A 24,551-nucleotide genomic window follows, 5' to 3' on the forward strand; every position below is an offset into this window, starting at 1 on the left:
ATCACTGGGTGCCTCACATCCGGAAGACGCCGAAGCCGCCGCGCACGCCCTCGACGGGGGCCGTGTGGACGGCGGACAGGCACAGGCCGAGGACGGTGCGGGTGTCGCGGGGGTCGATGACCCCGTCGTCGTACAGCCGCCCGGACAGGAACATCGGGAGGGACTCGGACTCGATCTGCTGCTCCACCATGGCGCGCAGTCCGGCGTCGGCCTCGTCGTCGTACGGCTGCCCCTTGGCGGCGGCGGAGGCCCGGGCCACGATCGAGAGCACTCCGGCGAGCTGCTGCGGGCCCATCACGGCGGACTTGGCGGTGGGCCAGGCGAAGAGGAAACGGGGGTCGTAGGCGCGCCCGCACATGCCGTAGTGCCCGGCACCGTAGGAGGCGCCCATGAGGACGGAGAGGTGGGGGACTTTCGAGTTCGCCACCGCGTTGATCATCATCGCGCCGTGCTTGATGATGCCGCCCTGTTCGTACTCCTTGCCGACCATGTAGCCGGTGGTGTTGTGGAGGAAGAGCAGCGGGATGTCGCGCTGGTTGGCGAGCTGGATGAACTGGGCGGCCTTCTGCGACTCGGCGCTGAAGAGCACCCCTTGGGCGTTGGCGAGGATGCCGACCGGATAGCCGTGGAGGGTGGCCCACCCTGTCACCAGGCTGGTGCCGTACAGCGGCTTGAACTCGTCGAAGTCGGAGGCGTCGACGATGCGGGCGATGACCTCGCGCGGGTCGAAGGGGGTCTTCAGGTCGCCGGGGACGATGCCGGCGAGTTCTTCTTGGTCGTACAGGGGTTCTTGGACTGTCGCCGGGTCCGGATCCGGGTGTGCCTTGCGCCAGTTGAGGCGCGAAACGATACGCCGGGCCTGGTGCAAGGCGTCGTGCTCGTCGACGGCGTAGTGGTCGGCGAGGCCGGAGGTGCGGGCGTGCATCTCGGCGCCGCCGAGGGACTCGTCGTCGCTCTCCTCGCCGGTGGCCATTTTGACGAGGGGCGGGCCGCCGAGGAACACCTTCGACTGCTTGCTGATCATGACCGTGTGGTCGGACATGCCGGGGACGTAGGCACCGCCGGCGGTGGAGTTGCCGAAGACGACGGCGATGGTGGGGATGCCGGCGGCGGACAGACGCGTGATGTCGCGGAAGAGGGCGCCGCCGGGGATGAAGATCTCCTTCTGGGAGGGGAGGTCTGCTCCGCCGGACTCCACGAGGCTGATGCACGGGAGGCGGTTTTCGTACGCGATCTGGTTGGCGCGGAGGGCCTTTTTGAGGGTCCAGGGGTTGGAGGCGCCGCCGCGGACGGTGGGGTCGTTGGCGGTGATGAGGCATTCGACGCCCTCGACGACGCCGATGCCGGTGACCATCGAGGCGCCGACGGGGTAGTCGCTGCCCCAGGCGGCGAGGGGGGACAGCTCCAGGAAGGGGGTGTCCGGGTCGAGGAGGAGCTCGATGCGCTCGCGGGCGAGGAGCTTGCCGCGTTTGCGGTGGCGGGCGAGGTACTTTTCGCCGCCGCCGGCGAGGGCGGTTCGGTGGGCCTCTTCGAGGGCGTCGAGCTTGGTGAGGGTGGTGGTGCGGTGGGTGGTGTAGGTGGGGGAGGTGGGGTCGAGGGTGGTGGGGAGGGTGGGCATGAGAGGCCTCTCCGGGGGTGGGGTTCAGACTCGGGGTGCGCTCGTGCGGGTGGGTGGGTGGCTGGTCGCACCCCTGGAGTGCCTGCCCTTCGGGCGGCACATCAGCCCGTACCGGGGGCGAGGGATGGACCCTCCGGCCCCGCCTCACAGCAACCCCTCCGGGATGTCCGTGTGGCGGGAGCGGAGCCATTCGCCCAGGGCCTTGGCCTGGGGGTCGAAGCGGGACTGGGAGGCCACTCCCTCGCCGAGGAGGCCCGTGACGGTGAAGTTCAGGGCGCGCAGGTGCGGGAGGACGGTGCGGGTGACCGGCAGGTCCCGGGTCTCCGGGAGGAGTTCGCGGAGGCGGGCTTCCGTGAGGTGGTGGGCCAGCCACCGCCAGGCCTCGTCCGTACGGACCCACAGGCCGACGTTCGCATCACCGCCCTTGTCCCCGCTCCGGGCCCCCGCCACGAGCCCGAGCGGTGCCCGGCGGGTCGGACCGGAGGGCAGTGGGCGGGGCAGCTCGGGCTCGGGTACGGGGTCGAGGGGCCGGGTCCGTACGGCAGGCGGCACCGGCTGCGTGCGCCCGTCCGGCAGCACCGCCACGTGCGCCGCCTCCGCCGCTGCCACGTACCGCGCCGAGAACACCCCGTACGGCGCCCCCTTGCCCGGCGGTGCCGTCACGTGGAAGCCCGGGTAGCTGCCGAGCGCCAGCTCCACCGCCGCCCCGCTGACCGCCCGCCCGACCTTCTCCGCGTCCGGGTCCCGTACGACGAGCCGCAGCAGGGCGCTCGCGGTCTCCTCCGTGGCCGCGTCCTCGCGGTCGGCGCGTGCGAGTTCCCAACGCACCTGTGCCGGACGCCCCTTGGCCGCGTCCAGGGCGTCCTCGACCTGTCCGCGCACCAGGTCCGCCTTCTCCTCGACGTCGAGCCCGGTGAGGACGAAGACGACCTCGTTGCGCCAGCCGCCGATGCGGGTGAGCCCCGTCTTGAGGGTGGGCGGCGGTTCCTCGCCCCGTACGCCGGAGACCAGCACCCGGTCGGGCCCGTCCTGTGTCAGTACGACGGTGTCGAGGCGGGCGGTGACGTCAGGACCGGCATAACGCGCGCTGCCGGTCTCGTAGAGGAGCTGTGCCGTCACCGTGCCGGTGTCGACGACGCCGCCCGTGCCCGGGTGCTTGGTGATGACGCTGGAGCCGTCGGCGTGGATCTCGGCGAGGGGGAAGCCGGGGCGGCGCACGTCGTGGGCGCCGAAGAAGGAGTAGTTGCCGCCCGTCGCCTGGGTGCCGCATTCCAGTACGTGACCGGCCACGACAGCGCCCGCCAGTTCGTCGTACGCTTCCGGGCCCCACCCGAACCAGTGCGCGGCCGGTCCTGTCACCAGGGCGGCGTCGGTGACGCGTCCCGTGACGACGACGTCCGCCCCGGCGTCGAGGCAGGCGGTGATTCCGGAGCCGCCGAGGTAGGCGTTGGCGGTGAGGGTGCCCTCGGGCCACTGACCGTTTCCGATCAGGTCGTCCCCCTGTACGTGACCGACCTTGACCGGAATGCCCAGCCGTTGCGCCAACTCCCGCAGCGCTGTGGCGAGCCCGGCGGGGTTGAGCCCTCCCGCATTGGTGACGATCTTGACGCCCTTGTCGTGGGCGAGCCCGAGACCGGTCTCCATCTGCCGCAGGAAAGTCTTGGCGTACCCGGCGGCAGGGTCCTTCAGCCGGTCCCGGCCGAGGATGAGCATGGTCAGCTCGGCAAGGTAGTCGCCGGTGAGGACGTCGAGTTCGCCGCCGGTGAGCATCTCGCGGACGGCGTCGAAACGGTCGCCGTAGAAGCCGGACGCGTTGCCGATGCGCAGGACCTCGGGCCGGGTCACGGCCGCTCCCCCGGCTTCACGGACCCCTTGGGTGCCCGCCCCTCCCCCGCCGGTCCCGCGAAGGCCTGCGCGATGTCCAGCCACCGGTCCGCGTCCGGGCCCTCCGCGCGCAGCGCCAGGTCCGCCCGGTGCGCGCGCTGGGTGGCCAGCAGGCAGAAGTCCAGCGCGGGCCCGGTGACCCGCTGTGCCGCTTCCTCGGGCCCGTACGTCCACGACTCGCCGCCCGGGCCGGTCAGTTCCACCCGGAACTCCTCCTCCGGCGGCTTCAGGCCCCGTACGAAATAGGCGTAGTCGCGGGCCCGGACCCCGATCCTGGCCACCTGCCGCAGCCGCGCGGTGGGGGTGCGGCGGATGCCCAGCGCGTCGGCGACGTCCTGGCCGTGCGCCCAGGTCTCCATGAGGCGCGCGGTGGCCATCGAGGCGACGCTCATCGGCGGCCCGTACCAGGGGAAGCGGGTGCCTGCCGGGGCGGCTGTCAGGACGTCGTGCAGGCGCTCGCGGCCCTCGCGCCAGCCGGCCAGCAGCTCGGCGGGCGGCAGGGCGGCGCCTTCCGCCGCGCCCTTGTCGACGAAGCCGTCGGGGTCCGCCGCCGCCTTGGCCGCTTCGGCCGCGAAGGCGTCCGGGTCGGTCGCGGACAGCAGTGCGACCCGGTCGGTCCAGGCGAGGTGGGCGATCTGGTGGGCGACGGTCCATCCGGCGGCGGGGGTCGCGAGACTCCAGCGGGCGTCGGGCAAGTCCCTTACGTGAAGATCGAGTTCGGCGCTCTCGTCGTGCAAGTCGCGGAGGACGGCTTCGAGTTCGGACACGTGGCGCTCCCGTTCGGGCGTGGCTGCGTGCCCGGGAGCATGACAGCCCCCGGAGAAACAAGCAAGCGTGCTTGAATCTCGCGGGGGCTGTTCCGTGGAGCCGAATTGGCTAGCTCTGCGGGATTTTGCGCCGCGCCTGGCTGCGTACGGCACCGACGCTCGCGCCGATCACCAGCGCGATCGCCAGGGCGTCGACCAGTGACAACGCCTGGTGCAGGATGAGGAATCCGGCGCCGGCGGCAATCGCGGGCTCCAGGCTCATGAGGACCGCGAAAGTCGGAGCGGGCATCCGGCGCAGGGCGATCAGTTCGAGGGTGTACGGCAGGACCGAGGACATCACCGCGACGGCCGCGCCGAGACCGAGCGTCACCGGGTCCAGCAGCTTGCTGCCCGCCTCCAGGACTCCCAGCGGAAGACTGAGGAGCGCAGCGACGGCCATCGCGAGGGCGAGTCCGTCGGCCTGCGGGAAGCGGCGTCCGGTCTTGGCGCTGAAGACGATGTACGCGGCCCAGCAGGCGCCTGCGCCGAGGGCGAAGGCCGCACCGACGAGATCGAGGCCGCCGAAGCCGGACGAGCCGAGGAGGGCGACTCCCGCGAGCGCCAGCGCCGCCCACAGGACGTTCGACCACTGCCGGGAGGCGAAGACCGAGAGTGCGAGCGGCCCGAGCACCTCCAGGGTGACGGCGGCGCCGAGCGGGATGCGGTCGGTGGCCTGGTAGATGCCGGTGTTCATGCCGCCCATGGCGAGACCGAAGGCCAGGATCGTGCCCCAGTCCCGGCGGGTGTAGCCGCGTACCTTGGGGCGGCAGACCAGGAGCAGCACGATCGCGGCAGCGGCCAGGCGCAGGGTGACGACGCCGAGAGCACCGGTCCTGGGCATGATCAGCACGGCGAGCGCCGAACCGAACTGGACGCTCAGCCCGCCCGCCACGACGAGCGCCACGGGGCCCAGACCGGTGCCACGCCGCTTACTGGTGGGGGTGGTGGCCGCTGCCGCAGCGGCTTCCGCGTCCAGGAGGGGGGCGGGGGCGCCCGGGGGCTCAGCGGCGTTCACTGTGGTGCACCTCGCGTTCAATGGGATGTACTCCCATGATGGCACGGGGAGTTGGGGTCCGGCACGGGTTTCCGGGGCCGGACCCGGCTGCTTCACAAATTATTTATCGTTCTCGAATTCGAAACCCTTTGCCTTTTCTTAGTCCAGGCAATTCTCAGTGCTTCTTGTTGCATTACTCGCGCCACCCTTAGCGTTCCTCTCACCAAGTCGGCACGACGGCACGGGAATTCCCCGCGCCCGGCCTGCCGGGCCCTTGAGTGAAAGAGAGCCACATGCTCAGCATCGAAGAACTCGAAGCGCAGGACGCGGGCCTGCTGCCCGACCGGGAGGCCCTCGGCGTCCTGAAGTTCAACTGCACGACCCCGGGCCACCACCCGACGCCGTGCCCGCCCCCGGCCCATCACGCGCCGGTCCACCACGCTCCCGTGCACCACCACCCGGTCCACCACCAGCCGGTGCACCACCACCCGGTGCACCACGCGCCCGAGCACCACGGCCCGGCCCACCACGGCCCCGCCCACCACGCGCCCGCCCACCACGGCCCGGCGCACTGCGAGCCCGCACGGCACTGCTGAGCAGCGTCTCCGCAGCGCCCGAGCGGTTCCTGAACACCGGTGCGGCGACGGACCCCGGTACCGCCGCCGCACCGGACCTCCGAAGATCCGGACCTCCCAAGATCCAGTCCCCGGAGCTCCGGACAGGACAATTCAGCCTGCCCGCATTCCGTAAATTCCGCTCCTGCCGACCGGCCTTTCATGATTCGTTCCTCTGCCATTCCCGCCGTTCCCGCCGCCCCGACGGAGAACGAAATCCCGTTCCCCGCTCCCCCGCCGCGCCTGACCGACGGCCTCCAATTGCACGGCCTCTACAAAGGCTCCGGTTATGCCGAGCCCGTCTACATCGCCCGGCGCGCGGACGGCCAGACTGTGCACCTGTCGTACCTGCTGCACCTCACCGCGTCCTCGGTCGACGGCGTGCGCGACGCGGAGGCGATCGCCGCCCGGGTCTCCGCCGCGTACGGCAGGGAGGTGAGCGCGGACAACGTCGCCTTCCTCGTCGAGCGCAAGCTGGAGCCGCTGGGGGTGACTGCGCCGCCGGGGCAGCAGGACAGCGCCCTCGCGGCGGACGTGCCGCGCTCCTCGCTGCTGCTGGGGCTGATGGGGCGCGGCACTCTGTTCACGCCGTCCGTCGTCGGTGTCATCGCGCGCACCCTCGCGTGGTTGCACCGGCCCTGGGCGGTCGCCGCCGTGCTCGCGGCGGCCGTGGCGATGGACTGCTGGCTGTTCCTGGTGCACGGGGCGGTGTCGTCACTGCTGACGGTGCTCGACCAACCCCTGTTGCTGCTGGCCGTGTTCGGGCTCGTCGTCGCCTCGCTGGTGTTCCACGAGTTCGGGCACGCCTCCGCCTGTCACTACGGTGGCGCCCGTCCCGGACGCATCGGCTGCGGGATCTACCTGCTGTGGCCGTCGCTGTACACGGACGTCACGGACGTCTACCGGATCAGCCGGGCGGGGCGGCTGCGCACCGACCTCGGCGGGGTGTACTTCAACGTCCTGTTCATGGTGGCGCTCACCGCCCTCTACAGCCGGACCCACTGGGACGTGCTGCTGGCCGCCGTCTATCTCGGGCACTTCGAGGTGTTCGAGCAACTGGTGCCGGTGGTGCGGCTTGACGGCTACTACATCCTGGCGGACGTCGCGGGGGTGCCCGATCTGTACGGGCAGGTGGTGCCGATCCTGCGCAGCGCCCTGCGCCTCAAGCCCCGGGAGAGCCCCGTGCGGCTCACCCGCAGGGCCCGGGTCACGGTCACCGTATGGGTGCTCGCGGTCATCCCGCTGATGCTGGCCGACCTCGGCTACAGCCTGTGGAACCTGCCCCGGATCGCCGCCACGGCGCTGCGGTCGCTGTCCGCGCAGGTGACATCGGCGTTCGACGCCCTGTCGCAGGGCGACGCGGCCACCAGTGCGGTGGCGGTCCTCGGGCTGGTACTGCTCCTGCTGCCGCTGATCGGTCTCGTGTGTCTGCTGGGGCGCTTCCTGCGCCGGCTGTTGCGGGCGGCCGCCGTGGCGACGGCGAAGCGGCCGCTGGCGCGGGCGGTCCTGGTCACTGTCGCGCTGACGGGTGTGGTGGCCACCGCCACCGGGTGGTCGACGGGCCTGACGCCGGAGCCGGTGCCCGTGCGCCGCAGTGCGCTTCCGTTCAGCCCGACCGCGCCGAAGCCTCCGAGGCCCGTGCACTCCGGACCGCCCGTGCCGCACCACCGTGTCCACCTCAGGCCGCTGCCGAAGCCGCCGTGGGGTTCGCCCGGCGGTTCCGCCGCCGCGTCGCCGCACCCGGCCGCGACGCGGCCCTCGGCCTCGGCCCCTGGGACGGCGACGGCGACGCACCCCGGGGCCGGACCCTCCGCCACGCCCGCCGGTGCTCAGCCGTCCACGACGGCCCCCGGGGCCTCGCCCGCACCGGAGCCGCCGGGAGCCCCCGGGCCGTCCGGCACGGCCTCCCCGGCCCCGCCCAGCCCCTCGGCGAGCACTTCGGCCAGGTGCCGGGGGCGGCGGCCGGAGAGCTGCTCGGCCTGCGTACGGCACGAGAAGCCGTCGGCGAGCAGTTCCACGCCCGCTTCGGCGCCCCGGACGGCGGGCAGGAGGTGTTCCTCCGCGCAGGCCACCGAGACCCCGTAGTGCCCGCGCTCGTAGCCGAAGTTCCCGGCGAGCCCGCAGCAGCCCCCGGCCAGCGCGCCCGTAAGGCCCGCCCTGTCCCGCAGGCGGGCCTCCGCCGCGTCGCCGAGGACGGCGTGCTGGTGGCAGTGCGTCTGGCCGGCCACGGCACGGTCCAGGCGCGGCGGCGTCCAGTCCGGGGCGTACTCCTCAAGGGCCTGCGCGAAGGTCCTTACGTTCGCGGCCAGTTCGGCGGCGCGCGGGTCGTCGCCCAGCAGCTCCGGCAGGTCGCTCTTGAGGGCGGCCGCGCAGCTCGGCTCCAGGACGATCAGCGGGGCGTCCAGGGGTACGGCTTCCAGGGTCCGGCGCATGACGTCCCTGGCCCGGTCCAGCTGGCCCGTCGAGACGTACGTCAGCCCGCAGCACAGGCCCGCGCGCGGCAGCCGCACCCGCAGCCCCGCCGCCTCCAGCACCCGGACCGCCGCGATGCCCACACCCGGCGACAGGTGGTTGGTGAAGGTGTCCGGCCACAGGGTGACGACGGGGGCGGACGCAGGCGCCGGTGTACGGGGCCGGGTGCGCGCCCAGTGCCGGAAGGTCCGTGAGGCGATCTGCGGGATCGGGCGCTCCGGGGCGATGCCCGCCGCCTTCTTGGCGAGGGACGCCAACGGGCGCACCGCTGCTGCGGTGTTGACGAGCACCGACACCGGTGACGCGATACGCAGCCACTCCGGCAGCCGTCCCAGGGCGTAGTGCGAGGCGGGGCGCAGGCGGCCGGCGTAGTGGTGGTGCAGGAACTCCGCCTTGTAGGTGGCCATGTCGACGCCGACGGGGCAGTCGCTCCGGCAGCCCTTGCAGGACAGGCACAGGTCAAGGGCGTCGCGCACCTCCGTCGAGCGCCAGCCGTCCGTGACGACCTCCCCGGCGAGCATTTCGTGCAGCAGTCGCGCGCGCCCGCGCGTGGAGTGCTGTTCTTCGCCGGTGGCGCGGAAGGAGGGGCACATGACGCCGGCCCCGGCTTCTGTCGTACGGCATTTGGCGACGCCCACGCAGCGGCGTACGGCGGCGGAGAAGTCGCCGCCGTCGTGGGGGTAGGCGAAGGCGACGCCTGGCACCGGCTCCGGCGGCAGGACGGCGAAGCGCAGGTTCTCGTCCAGGCGGGCGGGGCGGGCGAGCATTCCGGGGTTCATGCCGCCTGTCGGGTCCCACGCGTCCTTGAAGTCCTCGAAGAGGTGCACGAGTTCGTCGCCGTACATCCTGGGGAGCAGTTCGGCCCGGGCCTGGCCGTCGCCGTGCTCGCCGGAGAGGGAGCCGCCGTGGGCGGCCACCAGGTCGGCGAGTTCCTCGGAGAAGCTGCGGAAGCGGGCGATGCCCGCGCGCCGCAGGAGGTCGAAGTCGATGCGTACGTGGATGCAGCCGTCGCCGAAGTGTCCGTACGGGGTCCCGCGCAGCCCGTGCGCGGCCAGCAGCGCCCGGAAGTCGCGCAGGTAGGCGCCCAGGCGGGCGACCGGGACCGCGCAGTCCTCCCAGCCGGGCCAGGCCTCGGAGCCGTCGGGCATCCGGGTGGCGGTGCCGCTGGCGTCCTCGCGGATGCGCCACAGGGCCCGCTGGCCGGCCGCGTCGGCGACCACCGTGCCGTCGACGGCGTCCGCGCCCCGGACGATCTCCTGCGCCCGTGCGCGGGCCTCCTCGGGGCGCTCGCCGCCGGTCTCGACGAACAGCCAGGCCGCCCCGCGCGGCAGCAGGCCCCGCTCCCGCTCCGGTACGAGGTCGGCGGCCATGCCCTCCACGGTCAGCGGCCCGTACGGGAGGATGCCGGGCGCCGCCTCGGCCGCCGCGCTCTCGTCGGCGTACCCGAGGACGGCGAGGGCCCGCGCGCGGGGTGCTTCCACCAGGGAGACGACGGCCTCGGTGACGACACCGAGGGTGCCCTCGCTGCCGCAGAAGGCGCGGGCGAGGTCGACGCCGTTCTCGGGCAGCAGGGCGTCCAGGGCGTAACCGGAGATCCGGCGCGGGAGTTCCGGGAAGCCCGTGCGCAACAGTGCGAGGTTTTTGTCCACAAGGGTGCGCAGTCCTGTGCGCAACAGTGCTTCCGGTGCTGCCTCCCAGCCGCCGCGCGACAGGTGCAGTGCGTCGCCGCCATAGGTGAGGACGTCCACCTTCCGGACCTGGTCGGCGGTGGTGCCCCAGGCCACGGAGTGGGAGCCGCAGGAGTTGTTGCCGATCATGCCGCCGAGGGTGCAGCGGCTGTGCGTGGAGGGGTCGGGGCCGAAGGTCAGTCCGTGCGGGGCGGCCGCAGCGCGCAGTGCGTCGAGTACGAGTCCGGGCTGGACGCGTGCCGTACGGGAGGCGGGGTCGAGGTCCAGGAGGGCGCTCAGGTGCCGGGTGGTGTCCAGGACGACGCCGGTGCCGGTGGCCTGGCCCGCGATGGAGGTGCCGCCGCCGCGCGGGACGACCGGCACGCCGTGCGACCGGCAGACGGCGAGGGCGGCGGCGATGTCGTCACTGTCGCGCGGGGCGACGACGCCCAGCGGGACCCTTCGGTAGTTCGAGGCGTCCATCGTCATGAGGGCGCGGGCGGCGGCGTCGAAGGATACCTCCCCGCGCACGGCCGCCCTCAGGTCTGCTGCCAACTCGGTCGTCTCACCCTGTCGTTCAGCCATGCGTCCAGGATGCATGGTGCACTTAATCGGGCGGAGTCGGTCGACTTGTCCTTCTCATCCTTTGGAAAAACAAACAAGAACTTTCCCAACTGATCATCAACTCTCCTATAGTGAGCACGCTTTAGACGGACATTCCGCTTCCGGTTCGCCGCCCATCGCCCCCTTCGTCACCCTCGCCACCCCCTCTCCACCCCAAGAGGCCCACTTCCCATGTCGTTGCGCCGCGCGTCCGCACTGGCCCTGTCGACCACTGCGGTCGTCGGCGGCCTGCTGGTCCTGGGAGCGGTACTGCTCGCTCCCGCCGAGGTGAGGGCCCCGGTGGCCTGGGGCGGCGGGGTCGCGGCCCTGCTGCTGGCCGCCGCGGTCACCGCCGCCGTGCACGCCACGCTGCGCGTACGCGCCCTCGCGGGCGTTCTCGCGCGCGGGCAGGAGGACGCCGACCGGTTCATCGGGGAAACCCTCCCGCAGCTCGTCACACGGCTGCGTGCGGGCGACTCCGCGTCCACCGCGCTGAACACCGCCACCCGCGGGCTCGGCGACCTGGACAACCCCAACGCCCGAGCGCTGCTCGACATCCTCGCCACCGAGGTCGGCCGCGGCGAGGCGGCCCGAGCGGCCGCCATGTCCGCGTGCGCGAACGCGGCGGGCCGCATGCAGGCGCTGGCCACGGGCATGCTCGCCGACCTGCGCGAGATGGAGCACCGGCACAGCGACGAGGACGTGCTCGGCGACCTGTTGCACTTGGACCACCGCACCGCCCAGGCCGGGCGTCTCGCGGACAGCATCGCCGTTCTCACGGGTGCCCGGTCGGGGCGCAGGTGGGCGAAGCCGATCGTCATGGAGTCGGTGCTGCGGGGAGCCATGGGGCGGATCAATGGCTATCAGCGGGTGCGGTTGCACTCCACCAGTGAGGTGGCTGTTGCCGGGCATGCGGCTGAGGGGGTCATGCATGCGCTGGCCGAACTGCTGGACAACGCTGCGAACTTCTCGCCGCCCACGGCCGAAGTGCACGTGTACGTGGAGGAGGTCCCGGCGGGGGTCATCATCACCGTCGAGGACAGCGGGCTGGTCATGAGTGACGTCCAGCTCCGGCGGGCGGAGCGGGCGGTGTGTGCGGAGACGCCGTTGGATCTGACGAGTCTCTCGGGGACGCGGCTGGGGCTTGCGGTGGTGGGGTGTCTGGCGCGCAAGCACAACTTGACGGTGTCGTTCAGGCCGTCGGCGCGGGGTGGGACGGGGGCGCTCATGCTGCTGCCGCAGGAGTTGCTCACGCAGGTGGTGCCGCAGGTGCCGGTGGCTCCTGTGCCGGTGCAGGCTGCACCGGTGCCGGTGCGTGCGGTGGCGCCGGCGCCGGTCGCAGCGCCGGGCGCCGATGACGTCGTACGGGAGGAGCCGACGACGCTTCCCGTGCGGCGGAGGGAGCATGCCCGGGCGGAGGCGCCGCAGGCCGTGGTGCCTGCCCGGCCCAGTGAGCACGTTCTGCCCGCAGAGGTCGCTGCGGCTCCCGAGCAGGGGTCCGACACCACCGGTGGGCTGCCCCAGTTCGGGGAGAGCGGGCTGCCGAAGCGCAAGCGGGGGCGGACGTTGGCTGCGGCGCATCCGGACGGGCCGCAGGCGCCGGCCCGGCCTGCGCCGGGGGCGGCGGCGCGGCGGGATGCGGCGAACCGGTTCAGCACGTTTCGGCAGGCTGTGCAGGGGCGGGCTGATGCACCGGGGGAGGGGGGTGTGGACTCGTCGTCCGGTCCTTGAGGTCGTGGTGGGTTGCTGTTCGCCTGCGGCGGGCTGCCCCAGCCCCGCCCCTTCACCTAAACCCGCGGGGCAGTTGGACGGTTCCGTGCGGGTGCGTCGTGGCTGGCGTCTTGCGCAGTTCCCCGCGCCCCTGAAGGGGCGCGGATCAGCGGACCCGGTCGCGCCCGCGCGGCGGAGCCGCACATCGAAACAGCCCCGCGCCCCTGGAGTGCCTGCCCTTCGGGCGGCACATCGGCCCGTACCCCCGCGCCCCGCAGGCAAGCCCCACTCCCCGCCAAGTCACCCCCCTACCCCCAGAACAAAACGCCCCCACCCGGAAGGCCAAGAAAGCTCATGACCGCCACCACCGACGAAAAGCTCAACTGGCTGCTGGAGAGCCTCCTGGAGCGCACCCCCGGCGCACGTCACGCCCTCGTTCTGTCCCGCGACGGGCTCAAGCTCTGCCGTACCCCGGAGCTCTCCGTCGACCAGGCCGACCAGTTGGCCGCCATCGCCGCGGGCATCCAGAGCCTGACGCACGGCGCGTCGATCGAGTTCGGCGACGGCAGCGGCGGTGTGCGGCAGGCCATGGCCGAGTTCTACGGCGGCATCCTGTTCATCGTCGAGGCCGGAGCGGGCGCGCACCTCGCGGTCGTCGCCGGCGAGGACTCCGACGTCGGCCTCATCGGCCACAACATGAGCGAGCTCATCGAGCAGCTCGGCGAGCACCTCAGCGCGGAGCCCCGCACCGGCACGACGGGCACCACCGGCACCACCAGCAAGGACGCCGACAGCACCCTCTCCGCATGAGCGCCGGCGGCACCGGAAGCACCGGAAGCACCGGAGGCACAGCGAGCACCAGCACCGGCGGCACCGCGAGCACCGCGAGCACCAGCACCGGACGCACCCCCGCCCGCGCAGCATCCCGCCCCGGCCGTGACGACTCCCCCGATCGCCTCTACACCGTCACCGGCGGTCGCAGCCGTACCCACTCCGACGCCTTCGACCTCGTCACCCTCGTCGTCGCGGAGAGCGCCCCCGCGCCCGGCATGCAGTCCGAGCACGCGGCGATCCTGCGCATGTGCGACTACCCCGTCGCCGTCGTGGAGATCGCCGCCGAGCTGGGCCTGCCCGTGAGCATCACCCGCATCCTGCTGGCCGACCTCCTCGACACCGGCCGGATCAGTGCCCGCCACCCCCGCGCCGCCCCCGAATCCGCCGAACTTCCCGAACCCGAACTCCTGGAGCAGGTGCTCGTTGGCCTCCGCAACCTCTGACCAAGCGCCGCGCACCCAGCGGCATTTGTCCCGCACCGCCGACAACGGTCTGAAGATCGTCGTCGTCGGCGGCTTCGGCGTCGGCAAGACCACCCTGGTGCGCTCCGTCAGCGAGATCCGTCCCCTCAACACCGAGGAGACGATGACCCGCGCGGGCGAGGGCGTGGACGAACTCGACCGGACCAGCACCAAGACCGCCACCACGGTCGCCTTCGACTTCGGCCGGATCTCCGTCGACGACCGCACCGTCCTCTACCTCTTCGGCGCGCCCGGCCAGGAGCGTTTCTGGTTCCTGTGGGACCGGCTGTTCTCCGGCACCCTCGGCGCGGTCGTCCTGGTCGACACCCGCCGGCTCGCCGACTCCTGGTACGCCATCGACCGCCTGGAGCACCACGGCACGCCCTTCGTCGTGGCCCGCAACGACTTCGGCGACGCCTCCCAGCACACCGACGCCCAGGTGCGCGAGGCGCTGGACCTGCCCGAGCACGTACCGATGATCACGTGCGACGCCCGCGACCGGGAGTCGGCGAAGGGCGTCCTGATCAAGCTCGTACAGCACCTGTACGCCCTGTCCACCGCAGCCCGAGGGAGCACCCACCAGTGACGACCGCACCACCTCCCGGCTGCCCCGCCCACGCGGAGCGGGTCCCCCTCGGCGGCCCCCGCTTCCAGACCGACCCCACCGCCCTCTACCGCGAGCTGCGCCGCGAGCACGGCCCCGTCGTGCCCGTCGTGCTCCCCGGCGACATCCCCGCCTGGCTGGTCGTCGGCTACCGCGAGCTGCATCAGGTCACCACCGACGCGACCCTCTTCACCCGCGACTCCACCCTGTGGAACCAGTGGGACAACATCCCCGAGGGCTGGCCGCTCGCCCCCATGATCAGCCGTGAGCAGCCGTCGATCCTCTACACCGTCGGCCCCCGCCACCAGGCCCGCGCCGCCGTCATCAGCGACGCGCTGGAGGCGATCGACCCCTTCGAACTGCGCCGGTACGCCGAGGAGTTCGCGGACGGGCTCATCGACCAGTTCTGCGCGACCGGCGAGACCGACATCATCAGCCGGTACGCCATGCTGCTCCCCGTCCGCGTACTGGCGCGCGTGTACGGCGTGCCCGACGAGCACGGCCCCGACCTGGTGTCCGCCCTGGTCGACATGGTGGACGGACGTGAGCGCGCCCTCGCGGGGCAGGCCCACGTCCAGCAGACGATCCTCGCCCTGGTCGCCGAGAAGGCGCAGCACCCCGGGTCCGACGTCGCCTCCCGCATGCTCGCGCTCGCGGAGAAGACCGGGTTCACGCCCGCCGACGTGGCGTTCGACCTGATGGTGATGGCGGCGGCGGGCCACCAGCCGACCGCCGACTGGATCGGCAACACCCTGCGTCTGATGCTCACCGACGACCGGTTCACCGCGTCCCTGTCGGGCGGCCGGCACAGCGTCGCCGAGGCGATGAACGAGGTCCTCTGGGAGGACACCCCCACCCAGAACGTCGCGGGCCGCTGGGCCGTCCGCGACACCCGCCTCGGCGGCCGCGCGATAGCCGCCGGCGACCTGGTCCTCCTCGGCCTCGCGGCGGCGAACGGCGACCCCCAGGTCCGTACCGACGCCTCCGTCCTGACCGGCGGCAACAACGCCTTCTTCTCCTTCGGGCACGGCGAGCACCGCTGCCCGTTCACCGCGCAGGAGACCGCCGAGGTCATCGCCCGCACCGCCGTCGAGGTGCTGCTCGACCGGCTGCCGGACCTCGACCTCGCCGTCCCCGCCGCAGACCTCACCCGCCGACCGTCCCCCTGGCTGCGCGGGATGACCGCGCTGCCGGTGACGTTCACGCCCACTCCCGCCCTCGGAGGCCACAGATGACCACCGCGCAGACCTGCCCGTACTCCGGAGACTCCACGAGCGGCCCCATAGCCCTCGACCCCCTCGTCCGCGACCTCGTCGGCGAGGGCGCCGCCCTGCGCGCCGCCGGTCCGCTGGCCCGCATCACGCTCCCCGGCGACGTCCCCTGCTACGCGGTCACCCGGCACGCCGAGGCCCGCCAGCTCCTCACCGACCCGCGTCTGGTGAAGGACATCAACCAGTGGAACGCCTGGCAGCGCGGCGAGATCGCCATGGACTGGCCCCTGATCGGCTTCGTCGCACCCGGCCGCTCGATGCTCACCGTCGACGGCCCGGAGCACCGCCGCCTGCGCCTGCTGGTCGCCCAGGCGCTGACCGTACGACGGGTGGAGCGGCTGCGCGGCAACATCGAGGCGATCACGAACACCCTCCTCGAAGCGCTCTCCGGCCGCACGGCCACCGAAGTGGTCGACCTGAAGGCCGAGTTCGCCCAGCCGCTGCCGATGCGCGTCGTGACCGCCCTCATGGGCGTCGAGCAGGTCGACCGGCCGCGTCTGAAGGAGGTCTTCGACCGGTTCTTCTCCAGCGAGACCGAGCCGGGCGAGATGCCGCGCGTCCTCGCGGAGATCGACGAGATCTTCTCCGCAGTCCTCACCGACAAGCAGGAGAACCCCGGCGACGACCTCACCACCGCCCTCCTCCAAGCGTCCGAGGAAGGCGACAGGCTCACCGAGGAAGAAATCCTCAACACCATCAAGGTGATGATCGTCGCCGGTCACGAGACCACGATCAGCCTGATCCTCCAGGCGGTCATCGGCCTGGAGACCCACCCCGACCAGCGCGCCAAGGTCCTCTCCGGCGAGGTCTCGTGGGAGGCCGTCATCGAGGAGACCCTGCGCTGGTCGACCCCGACCTCGCACGTCCTGCTCCGGTACGCCACCGAGGACATCCCCGTCGGCGACAGCGTCCTGCCCAAGGGCGAGGGCCTGGTGGTCTCCTTCGGCGCGCTCGGCCGCGACGAGCTGGTGCACGGCGAGACGGCGGAGGACTTCGACGTCACCCGGCAGAGCGGTACGAAGCACATCTCCTTCGGGTACGGTCCGCACGTCTGCCCCGGTGCCGCGCTGGCCCGCCTGGAGGCGGCCGTCGCCCTCCCCGCGCTGTACGCGCGCTTCCCCGACCTCACCCTCGCGGTGCCCGCCTCGGAGCTCCGCAACAAGGCCGTCGTGACGCAGAACGACCTCGTCGAGGTGCCGGTGCGCCTGGGCAAGCAGGCCTGACCAGCACGTTTCCCGTACGCATAGATGTACGAACGTACGACACGAGCCGGAGTGTCAGTCGTCTCATCCGCCGGACGGATGTAACGACCGGCCCCCGGAAGCGGCTACGCTCCGGCTCGTGGCTGAGATCCAGATTCCCGCTGACATCAAGCCCGCCGACGGCCGTTTCGGCGCGGGCCCCTCCAAGGTGCGTACGGAGGCGCTCGACGCGCTTGCCGCCACCGGCACTTCCCTCATGGGCACGTCCCACCGCCAGGCTCCGGTGAAGAACCTGGTCGGCTCGGTACGGGACGGCGTGCGCGACCTCTTCTCCCTCCCCGAGGGGTACGAGGTGATCCTGGGCAACGGCGGCTCCACCGCCTTCTGGGACGTCGCGACGCACGGCCTGATCGAGAACAAGTCCCAGCACCTGTCCTTCGGCGAGTTCTCGTCGAAGTTCGCGAAGGCGGCCAAGCTGGCGCCGTGGCTGGCCGACCCGACCGTCATCTCCTCGGACCCGGGCACGCACCCGGAGCCGCAGGCCGAGGCGGGCGTCGACGTGTACGCGTACACGCACAACGAGACCTCCACGGGTGTCGCGGCGCCGATCAAGCGCGTCGCGGGCGCCGACGAGGGCTCCCTCGTGCTGGTGGACGCCACCTCCGGTGCGGGCGGCCTCCCGGTCGACATCACCGAGACGGACGTCTACTACTTCGCCCCGCAGAAGTCCTTCGCGGCGGACGGCGGCCTGTGGCTGGCGGCGTTCTCCCCGGCCGCCCTGGAGCGCGCGGCGCGCATCCACGGCTCGGGCCGTCACGTCCCGGAGTTCTTCAGCCTCCCCACGGCGATCGACAACTCCCTCAAGAACCAGACGTACAACACCCCCGCCCTCTCCACGCTCTTCCTGCTCAACGAGCAGCTGACCTGGCTGAACAAGCAGGGCGGCCTCGACTGGGCGGTCAAGCGCACGGCGGCCTCCTCGAACGCCCTGTACTCCTGGGCGGAGACCTCGAAGCACGCCTCCCCGTTCGTCTCGAACCCGGCGCAGCGCTCGCAGGTCATCGGCACGATCGACTTCTCCGACGAGATCGACGCCGCCGCCATCGCGAAGGCCCTGCGCGCCAACGGCATCGTCGACACGGAGCCGTACCGCAAGCTGGGCCGCAACCAGCTGCGCGTGGCGATGTTCCCGGCGATCGACCCGGCGGACGTGCAGGCGCTGACGGCGTGCATCGACTACGTCATCGGCCAGCTGTAACGCGTACGAGGAGGGGCCCGGCCGCACGAGCACCACGCGGCCGGGCCCCTCTCACGTACTACCGGCCGGGCCCCTCTCACGTATTACCGGCTGATCACGTCCTACCGGCTGAGCCGCCGGAACCTCCGCACCGCCAGCGGCAGGAAGAGCGCCGTCAGGGCCAGCGGCCACACCACCGCCATCAGCACCGCGTTCTCCTCGACCCAGCTCCCCCCGCTCGCCACCGGATTGCCGAAGAGCTCGCGGGCCGCCGTCACCGTGGACGACACCGGGTTCCACGCCGCGACCGCGCCCAGCCAGCCGGGCATCAGGGACGGGGCCACGAAGACGGACGAGATCATCGTCAGCGGGAACACCACCCCGAACAGCCCGCCCGCCGCTTCCGGCGTGGGGAGCAGCAGCCCGAGCCACACCCCCACCCAGATCAGGCTGAACCGCAGCAGCAGGAGCAGCCCGAAGGCGGACAGGGCTCCCAGGGGCGTCCCCTGGGCCCGCCAGCCCATGGCCAGTGCCGTGAGCGCCAGGATCGTCAGCTCCGCGACGGCGATGACCAGGTCGGCGAGGCCGCGTCCGGTCGCCACCGCCGAGGTCGACATCGGCATCGAGCGGAAGCGGTCGATCACTCCCTTCGAGGCGTCGTTCACCATCACCGTGGCCGTCAGCATGAAGCCGGCCGCCATCGTGGAGGCGAACATCCCGGGCATCAGGAACTCCCGGTAGTCGCCGCCACCGGGCACCGCGATCGCCTTGCCGAAGACAAATCCGTACAGGAGGACGGAGACGATCGGGAAGCCCAACTGCCAGAGGATCATGACGGGTTGGCGCTGGTAGTGGGTGAGGCTGCGGCGGGCCACGTTCCAGGCGTCGACGGCCGCCCGGCCCAGCCGTCCGCCGGGGCCTTCGGCCACCATCGGGCCGCTTTCCAGTTCCGCCACGCTCATGCCGCGACCTCCTCGACGCTCTCGATGTCCGTACGGTGTCCGGTCAGCCGCAGGAACACGTCGTCCAGGCTCGGCCTGCGCAGGCCGATGTCCTCGACGCCGATCCCCCACTCCTGGAGGGTGCGCGCCACCTCGGTCAGCGCCGCCACCCGGTCGGCGACCTGGCCGTGCACCCTGCGCTCCGACTCCACGCATTCCGGGGGCACTTGGGCGACCGCCGCCACCGCCCCCAGCACGACCGGCAGGTCCGCCGCCTGTTCCGCGACGACCTCGACACGGTCCCCGCCGACCCGGTTCTTCAGCCCGTCGGGGGTGTCGTCGGCGATGGCGCGGCCGTGGTCGACGACCGTGATGTGCGAGGCCAGCTTGTCGGCCTCGTCCAGGTACTGCGTCGTCAGCAGTACGGTCGTGCCGCGCGCCACCAAGTCCCTTACGGTGTCCCAGACTTCACCCCGGCCGCGCGGGTCGAGCCCGGTCGTCGGCTCGTCCAGGAAGAGGACGTCCGGGGCGAGGATCATGGAGGCGGCGAGGTCGAGCCTGCGGCGCATGCCGCCGCTGTACGAGGCCACGCCCTTCCCGGCGGCCTCGGCGAGGTCGAACTGCTCAAGCAGCTCCCCGGCCCGCTCCCGGGCCCGCCGCGTCCCGAGCCGGAAGAGCCGGCCGAACATCTCCAGGTTCTGACGCCCTGTCAACACCTCATCCACGGCGGCATATTGACCGGCCAGCCCGATGCGCCCGCGCACCCTGCGCGCCTCGCGCACCACGTCGAGACCGGCGACCTCGGCCCGGCCGCCGTCCGGCGAGAGCAGGGTCGCCAGAACCCGTACCACTGTCGTCTTGCCCGCCCCGTTGGGGCCGAGCAGTCCGTGCACCGTGCCGCGCCGGACGTTCAGATCCAAGCCGTCGAGGGCCTTCTTCTCTCCGTACACCTTCCGGAGCCCCTCCGTCCGGACCGCGTACTCGTTCATGGTGCTCCCCTTCCCGTTGAACTGAGTACACCGTACCCTTAATCGAGTACAGCGTACCCAGTTCTCGAGAAATAGGGTGACCCGCATGAGCGACACGGACCACACGGAGACCACAGAGCCCACCGACACCACCGACACCACCGACACCACCGCGGACCTGGCGGAGGTCGCGAAGGAGCGGGTCGGTGCGCTGCGCCCGAGCCTCGAACTCCTCTGGGGCACCGGCGAACGCCCCTCCCGCGGCCCCAAGCGGGGCCTCTCCCTGGAGGCCGTCGTCGACGCGGCGGTCAAGCTCGCCGACACGGAGGGCCTGGACACCCTCTCCATGCGCCGCCTCGCGGGCGAACTGGGCACGGGCACGATGTCGCTCTACCGGTACGTCCCCGGCAAGACGGAACTGCTCGACCTGATGCTGGACCGCGTCCAGGACGAACCGGCCGAGACCCACGACCCGGCGGCGGCGAAGGACTGGCAGGGCGCCGTGTCCGCCATCGCGCACGGCGCACTCGAACTGCACCTGCGCCACCCCTGGCTGCTCAAGGTCAACCAGAGCCGCGCCCTGATGGGCCCGCGCTCACTGCGCATCATGGAACGGTCACTGGCGGGGCTGCGCGGAATGACCGGCCTCTCGGACCCCGAGCTGATCTCGGTGTACATGGCCGTCCAGAGCTTCGCGAAGGGCACGGCCCGGATGGTGGTCGAGACGCGGGAGGCGGCGGAGGAGACGGGCCTGGGCCACGAAGCCTTCTGGGCGGGCCAGGCGCCGTACCTGGAGCGGGCGATGGCGAGCGGGGACTACCCGCTGATGGCCACCCTCTCCGAGGACACCTTCGACCCCGCCTTCGACCACTTCGGCTTCGGCCTGGCCCGGCTGGTGGACGGCTTCGCGGCACTCGTGGCGGCGCGGGCCGCGGGCCGCTAGAGCGTAGTGCGGGGCGGGGCGCTGGGCGGGGGGCGGGACGGTTCATCGGCACCCGGTGCCGGGGCGGGTTTCTCCCCTCCCCGCCCCTTCCCGAAACCCTGCGGGGCTGTGACCGGTTCCGTGCGGGTGCGTCGTGGTTGCTCGCGCAGTTCCCCGCGCCCCTGACGGGGCACGGAACGGAGCCCCGCGCCCCTCACCTCTTCCTGCGGAACCCCAGCCACGCCACCACGGCCACCCCCGCCAGCCCCAGCACCAGCACGCCCTTGCCCGAGAGCCCCGTCTCCTCGGCCGGAGCGGGCTTGCCCGAGGGCGACTCGGAAGTGCCCGACCCCGAAGGGGAGTCGGAGCCGCCCTCCACCTTCAGCGCGTACACCTCACTCTGCTCCCCCTCCGCCCCGACCAGCATCGTCCGCCCGTCCGGCGTGAACGTCACCGACTCCGACTGCCCCCGGTACCCGATGCCGAGCGCCTCGCCCTCGCCCATCTCGGGCCACCGGTAGCTCTCCGCCGACAGGTACGACCGCAGCACCAGCCGCTTCCCGTCCGGCGAGAAGGCCCCGTCCGTCACCCACGGAATGTCGTGGATCTTCCGGAAGACGTTCGTCCGCCCGGCCACGAGCTTCGCGGGCCCCTCGTAGAGCCCGGCGCCGTCCTCCTCCTTGGACCCGATGTAGACCCGCCCGGTCTTCGGGTGGACCATCATCGCCTCCGCGTTGCGCGCCCCGTCCGCGTACTTCACGTCGTACTGAGTGGTCCGTACGGTCTGGTCCTTCAGCTCCTTGGGCTCGGGGAAGCGGTAGATCCACACGTGGTCCCACTTGCCGTTGAGGTTGTCGCCGATGTCCCCCACATACACATCGCCGTCCGGGCCGACCGAGATCGCCTCCATGTCGCGCGGCTTCCCGACCCCCTTCATGGTGATCCGCGCAACGGTCTCCCCCGACTTCGAGTCCACGGCGTACACGTACGGCCCGTCCTGGTCGTTGTGCGTCCAGTACACGCCCGGGTGCGCCCGGCTGGCCGCGAGGCCGCTGGACTCGGTGATCCGGGGGTCCTTGATGGTGAACCCCCCGTCGTCGGCGAGAGCCGCCGTCGGGGTCCCCACGACCAGGCCCGCCACGGCCGCCGCCACCACACACGTACGAGAGATGCGCATACGCCCAAGTGTTCAGCATCACGATGCGGCACGATGCAAGCCCCGCCCCGCATCCCCGATGATGACCGGATGCGCAGCTTCCTCTTCGTCGGTGACTCCATGACCATCGGCTGTCCCGGCGACTACACATGGCGCTACCGCATGTGGCAGCACCTGGAAGCGACGATGCCCGGCGGGTACGAAATCGTCGGCCCCCGCACCACGTTGTACGACCCGGCCACCGCGGCCCCGACCTCCGACGCGTACGCCGACCCGTCCTTCCCCGCCCGCCGCCACCTGGCCGGCTGGGGCGAGGGCTGGCTGCACATGGCCCCCGCGATCCGCGCGGCCGTCGCCGACACCGGCGCGGACACCCTCCTGGTCTCGCTCGGCCTGATCGACCTCGGCTTCTACACGAACGCCGAGCAGACCGCCGCCAACCTCGCCCTCTTCCTCGACGAGGCCCGCGCCGCGAACCCGCACGTCAGCATCGCGATCCACCCCGTCATCCCGAACGTCCGCGCCGAACGGGACGCCCCCTTCGCCGCCCAGTGCGCCCGCTTCAACGAACTCCTCGCCAAGACGGTCGCCGACCGGGACCGCCCCGGCTCGCCGATCGTGCTGGCCACGACCCACCCGACGTACGACATCCACACGGACACCTACGACGGCACGCACCCGGGCCCGACCGGCGAGCACAAACTCGCGGCGGCCTTCGCCGACGCCATGCACCAGGCGTGGGGCGTCGGTGGCGCATACTCCCTGAATCATGAATGCGCGTAAGCCACGGCGACCGACTCCCGCCCCACCCGAGATCACCTACACCAACTGCCGCCGCTGCGGCACGGAGATAGCGGGCCTGGACGGCCGCTACGCATGCGGCGTCTGCGGCTGGACGAACCACTACTCGGAGGGCTACCGCACCCTGCCCACCGCCCAGGACGACCCGGACTGGACGGGCCCCAACTGCCGCTGAGCGGGCGGGTGTTGGGGACTCAGCGAACCCGGCCCGCCATCCACGGCGAGAGCAGGTTCGAGGGGACCATCTCCTTGTACGTCTCGTCGCCGGGCAGCGGTACGACCAGGAAATATCCCGGCGGGAAGAAGCGGCCCTTCACGTACGCGAGCCCTCCGTACACCGACCGCAGGAACGCGGGCACGGAATCGCGCGGTACGTCCGGGACCTCGACCCCGTCGATCACGAACCGGGCATCCCCGTCCGCGTACAACTGCACGGCGACGGCGGGCGTCCCGCCCACGATCTCGACGAACGCGTCGTGCGGCAGCCCGCCGCCCGCGTCGGTGGTCGCGAAGACCCCTGCATCCGTCCGCCGCGTGACCTGGTCCGTCCCGATGTCGTCGGTGACGGTCACCTCCCGCCCGTACTCCCGCGCGACCTCGCGGATCGCGACGACGGCGGCCTCGGTGGACGGCAGGTGTCCATGTGCGTGTCCCATGCCTTGATCATCGCGCAGGGCCACACCGGTGGCACATCGCGCTGCCGCCGGTCAGACGGGCTGCGTACGGCGCCGGGTGAGCCGGTACGCCGTCCACCCGACCCCGTACAGCGTGATCAGCAGGAAGCCCGTGCCGACGCCCGCGAGCAGCATGTTGGTGGCGTGGTACCAGGCGAGGCCGAAGCCGGTCGGCCACTCGCCGTTGAGCGGGCGGGGCGGGAAGACGAGCGCGGAGGCGGCGGAGAGCAGGATTCCGGCGGCGAGCAGCAGGCGTACGACGGTCCTGGCGGTGTGCGTCAGCACGCGCGGGTCCTCGCCCTCCGGAGCCTTGCGGTACCAGGCGACCGCCCACCACACCAGGGCGACGAGCCCGACGACGCTGCTGCCGTCCTGGACGAGCTGGGTGCCGGTGAAGCCGCCGATCACGGGGTCCAGGCCCCAGTCGACGTACGTGCCGTGGGTGAGGTCGTCCCACAGGACGTGGGTGGCGGCGCCGACGACGGTGGACAGCAGGATCACGGCGGCCGACTTCCAGGACCGCCACCGGAACCCGTTCACGGGCCCGGCCAGCCGCCGCCGCAGCGGGGCGGGCGCGAGGTCGGTGAGGGGCCGCTTCAGCAGCCCGTGGAAGAGGGCCAGGACGACGAGCGACAGCAGCGGCGCGACGGTCACCACACCCAGCCACTCATGACTCAGCAGCCCGACGCGCGGCAGCGGCATGTACCCCACCAGGTCGGGCGCCATCGCCCCGACGACCAGCGCGGACGGCATGAGCAGCCCGCCGGTGAGCCGCCGCAACGGCAGTACGGCGGCGGGGTGGACCAGGGTGTACGGCATGGCGCGGCGGGCTCCGGGGAGGGGTGGGACGGGCGGTCGTCTCAGTCTTTACGGTGATCCGACGCGTCCCGTACGCCTGTGGGACGACCCCGCCTGGCACCTTTGGCAGAGGCGGCGGGGTGCTCTCGCCGCGCTCCCCGCAGCAGGTACGTGTGCCTCACCGGCGCGCCGGGGCCCCGCGCCCAGGCAGGACGGGCCCGTACGGGTGGCAGCCGCGGGCCATTGGAGTGGCCGCACCGCGTGCCCCGATCGAGCGCACCCAGCACGGGCCTCCCCTCCCGACACTGCTGCTG

At 72.1% G+C, this 24,551-nt stretch carries 20 protein-coding genes and 1 pseudogene; 11 read left to right on the plus strand and 10 right to left on the minus strand.

Annotated elements, in window-relative coordinates:
• Positions 1-13: 13 nt before the first annotated feature.
• The 4 genes from IE269_RS24525 to IE269_RS24540 all read right to left on the minus strand — a co-directional run bounded on the left by IE269_RS24525 (position 14) and on the right by IE269_RS24540 (position 5,323).
• Positions 14-1,618 carry an acyl-CoA carboxylase subunit beta gene (locus tag IE269_RS24525; protein ID WP_189825279.1) on the minus strand — a complete coding sequence of 535 codons (1,605 nt, stop codon included), beginning with the start codon at positions 1,616-1,618 and terminating at the stop codon, positions 14-16.
• A gap of 144 nt (positions 1,619-1,762) precedes the next feature.
• Complete coding sequence (locus tag IE269_RS24530) at positions 1,763-3,463, minus strand: acyclic terpene utilization AtuA family protein (RefSeq protein WP_189825280.1); 1,701 nt, start codon at positions 3,461-3,463, stop codon at positions 1,763-1,765.
• A complete protein-coding gene (locus tag IE269_RS24535; RefSeq protein ID WP_189825281.1) occupies positions 3,460-4,269 on the minus strand; it encodes a TIGR03084 family metal-binding protein in 810 nt (269 codons plus the stop codon). Before IE269_RS24535 ends, IE269_RS24530 begins: the two co-directional genes overlap by 4 nt.
• Positions 4,270-4,378: 109 nt before the next feature.
• Positions 4,379-5,323, minus strand: a complete 945-nt coding sequence (locus IE269_RS24540; protein ID WP_189825282.1) for an EamA family transporter — start codon at positions 5,321-5,323, stop codon at positions 4,379-4,381.
• A gap of 272 nt (positions 5,324-5,595) precedes the next feature.
• On the opposite strand from IE269_RS24540, the gene IE269_RS24545 reads away from it, so the two are divergent.
• Complete coding sequence (locus IE269_RS24545; RefSeq protein ID WP_189825283.1) at positions 5,596-5,898, plus strand: hypothetical protein; 303 nt, start codon at positions 5,596-5,598, stop codon at positions 5,896-5,898.
• 1,847 nt (positions 5,899-7,745) lie between these two features.
• Here the strand turns inward: IE269_RS24545 and IE269_RS24550 are convergent.
• Positions 7,746-10,640 (minus strand): FAD-binding and (Fe-S)-binding domain-containing protein, encoded by a 2,895-nt coding sequence (locus IE269_RS24550; RefSeq protein WP_189825284.1) that lies wholly within the window; start codon positions 10,638-10,640, stop codon positions 7,746-7,748.
• Between the two features lie 210 nt (positions 10,641-10,850).
• Here IE269_RS24550 and IE269_RS24555 point away from each other — a divergent pair, with 210 nt between their 5' ends.
• The 7 genes and pseudogenes from IE269_RS24555 to serC all read left to right on the plus strand — a co-directional run bounded on the left by IE269_RS24555 (position 10,851) and on the right by serC (position 17,998).
• Positions 10,851-12,389, plus strand: coding sequence for a sensor histidine kinase (locus tag IE269_RS24555; protein ID WP_189825285.1), 1,539 nt, complete (start codon positions 10,851-10,853; stop codon positions 12,387-12,389).
• Between the two features lie 333 nt (positions 12,390-12,722).
• Positions 12,723-13,178, plus strand: coding sequence for a roadblock/LC7 domain-containing protein (locus IE269_RS24560; protein WP_189825286.1), 456 nt, complete (start codon positions 12,723-12,725; stop codon positions 13,176-13,178).
• A 116-nt stretch (positions 13,179-13,294) separates the two neighbouring features.
• A pseudogene (locus IE269_RS24565) lies at positions 13,295-13,645 on the plus strand (DUF742 domain-containing protein); the annotation flags it as partial.
• Positions 13,626-14,249, plus strand: a complete 624-nt coding sequence (locus IE269_RS24570) for a GTP-binding protein (RefSeq protein WP_189825288.1) — start codon at positions 13,626-13,628, stop codon at positions 14,247-14,249. The pseudogene IE269_RS24565 and the gene IE269_RS24570, both read left to right, overlap by 20 nt.
• Positions 14,246-15,502 (plus strand): cytochrome P450, encoded by a 1,257-nt coding sequence (locus IE269_RS24575; RefSeq protein WP_189825289.1) that lies wholly within the window; start codon positions 14,246-14,248, stop codon positions 15,500-15,502. The genes IE269_RS24570 and IE269_RS24575 overlap by 4 nt, the downstream gene beginning before the upstream one ends.
• The gene (locus tag IE269_RS24580; protein ID WP_189825290.1) at positions 15,499-16,761 is read left to right on the plus strand and encodes a cytochrome P450 family protein; all 1,263 of its coding nucleotides are present in this window, start codon (positions 15,499-15,501) and stop codon (positions 16,759-16,761) included. The genes IE269_RS24575 and IE269_RS24580 overlap by 4 nt, the downstream gene beginning before the upstream one ends.
• Before the next feature lie 118 nt (positions 16,762-16,879).
• Entirely contained in the window at positions 16,880-17,998 is a 1,119-nt protein-coding gene (serC, locus tag IE269_RS24585) for a phosphoserine transaminase (RefSeq protein ID WP_189825291.1), read from the plus strand.
• Positions 17,999-18,099: 101 nt separating this feature from the next.
• On the opposite strand, the gene IE269_RS24590 is transcribed toward serC, so the two are convergent.
• Both IE269_RS24590 and IE269_RS24595 read right to left on the minus strand, forming a co-directional pair.
• A complete protein-coding gene (locus IE269_RS24590) occupies positions 18,100-18,939 on the minus strand; it encodes an ABC transporter permease (RefSeq protein WP_189825292.1) in 840 nt (279 codons plus the stop codon).
• A complete protein-coding gene (locus IE269_RS24595) occupies positions 18,936-19,907 on the minus strand; it encodes an ATP-binding cassette domain-containing protein (protein ID WP_189825293.1) in 972 nt (323 codons plus the stop codon). Before IE269_RS24595 ends, IE269_RS24590 begins: the two co-directional genes overlap by 4 nt.
• Before the next feature lie 85 nt (positions 19,908-19,992).
• Here IE269_RS24595 and IE269_RS24600 point away from each other — a divergent pair, with 85 nt between their 5' ends.
• Positions 19,993-20,829, plus strand: coding sequence for a TetR/AcrR family transcriptional regulator (locus IE269_RS24600; RefSeq protein ID WP_189825294.1), 837 nt, complete (start codon positions 19,993-19,995; stop codon positions 20,827-20,829).
• A gap of 193 nt (positions 20,830-21,022) precedes the next feature.
• Here IE269_RS24600 and IE269_RS24605 read toward each other — a convergent pair whose 3' ends face one another.
• Positions 21,023-21,985: an esterase-like activity of phytase family protein gene (locus IE269_RS24605; protein WP_189825295.1), complete on the minus strand. Its 963-nt coding sequence runs from the start codon at positions 21,983-21,985 to the stop codon at positions 21,023-21,025.
• Between the two features lie 69 nt (positions 21,986-22,054).
• Here IE269_RS24605 and IE269_RS24610 point away from each other — a divergent pair, with 69 nt between their 5' ends.
• Together IE269_RS24610 and IE269_RS24615 are read left to right on the plus strand one after the other, a co-directional pair.
• Entirely contained in the window at positions 22,055-22,747 is a 693-nt protein-coding gene (locus IE269_RS24610) for a GDSL-type esterase/lipase family protein (protein WP_189825296.1), read from the plus strand.
• Positions 22,734-22,940: a hypothetical protein gene (locus tag IE269_RS24615; RefSeq protein ID WP_189825297.1), complete on the plus strand. Its 207-nt coding sequence runs from the start codon at positions 22,734-22,736 to the stop codon at positions 22,938-22,940. Before IE269_RS24610 ends, IE269_RS24615 begins: the two co-directional genes overlap by 14 nt.
• Before the next feature lie 19 nt (positions 22,941-22,959).
• On the opposite strand, the gene IE269_RS24620 is transcribed toward IE269_RS24615, so the two are convergent.
• Together IE269_RS24620 and IE269_RS24625 are read right to left on the minus strand one after the other, a co-directional pair.
• Positions 22,960-23,421, minus strand: coding sequence for a type 1 glutamine amidotransferase family protein (locus IE269_RS24620; protein WP_189825298.1), 462 nt, complete (start codon positions 23,419-23,421; stop codon positions 22,960-22,962).
• A 51-nt stretch (positions 23,422-23,472) separates the two neighbouring features.
• A complete protein-coding gene (locus tag IE269_RS24625; protein WP_189825299.1) occupies positions 23,473-24,258 on the minus strand; it encodes a DUF4184 family protein in 786 nt (261 codons plus the stop codon).
• Between the last annotated feature and the right edge of the window lie 293 nt (positions 24,259-24,551).

This window comes from Streptomyces spiroverticillatus, assembly GCA_014650415.1.
GTDB classification, from domain to species: domain Bacteria; phylum Actinomycetota; class Actinomycetes; order Streptomycetales; family Streptomycetaceae; genus Streptomyces; species Streptomyces spiroverticillatus.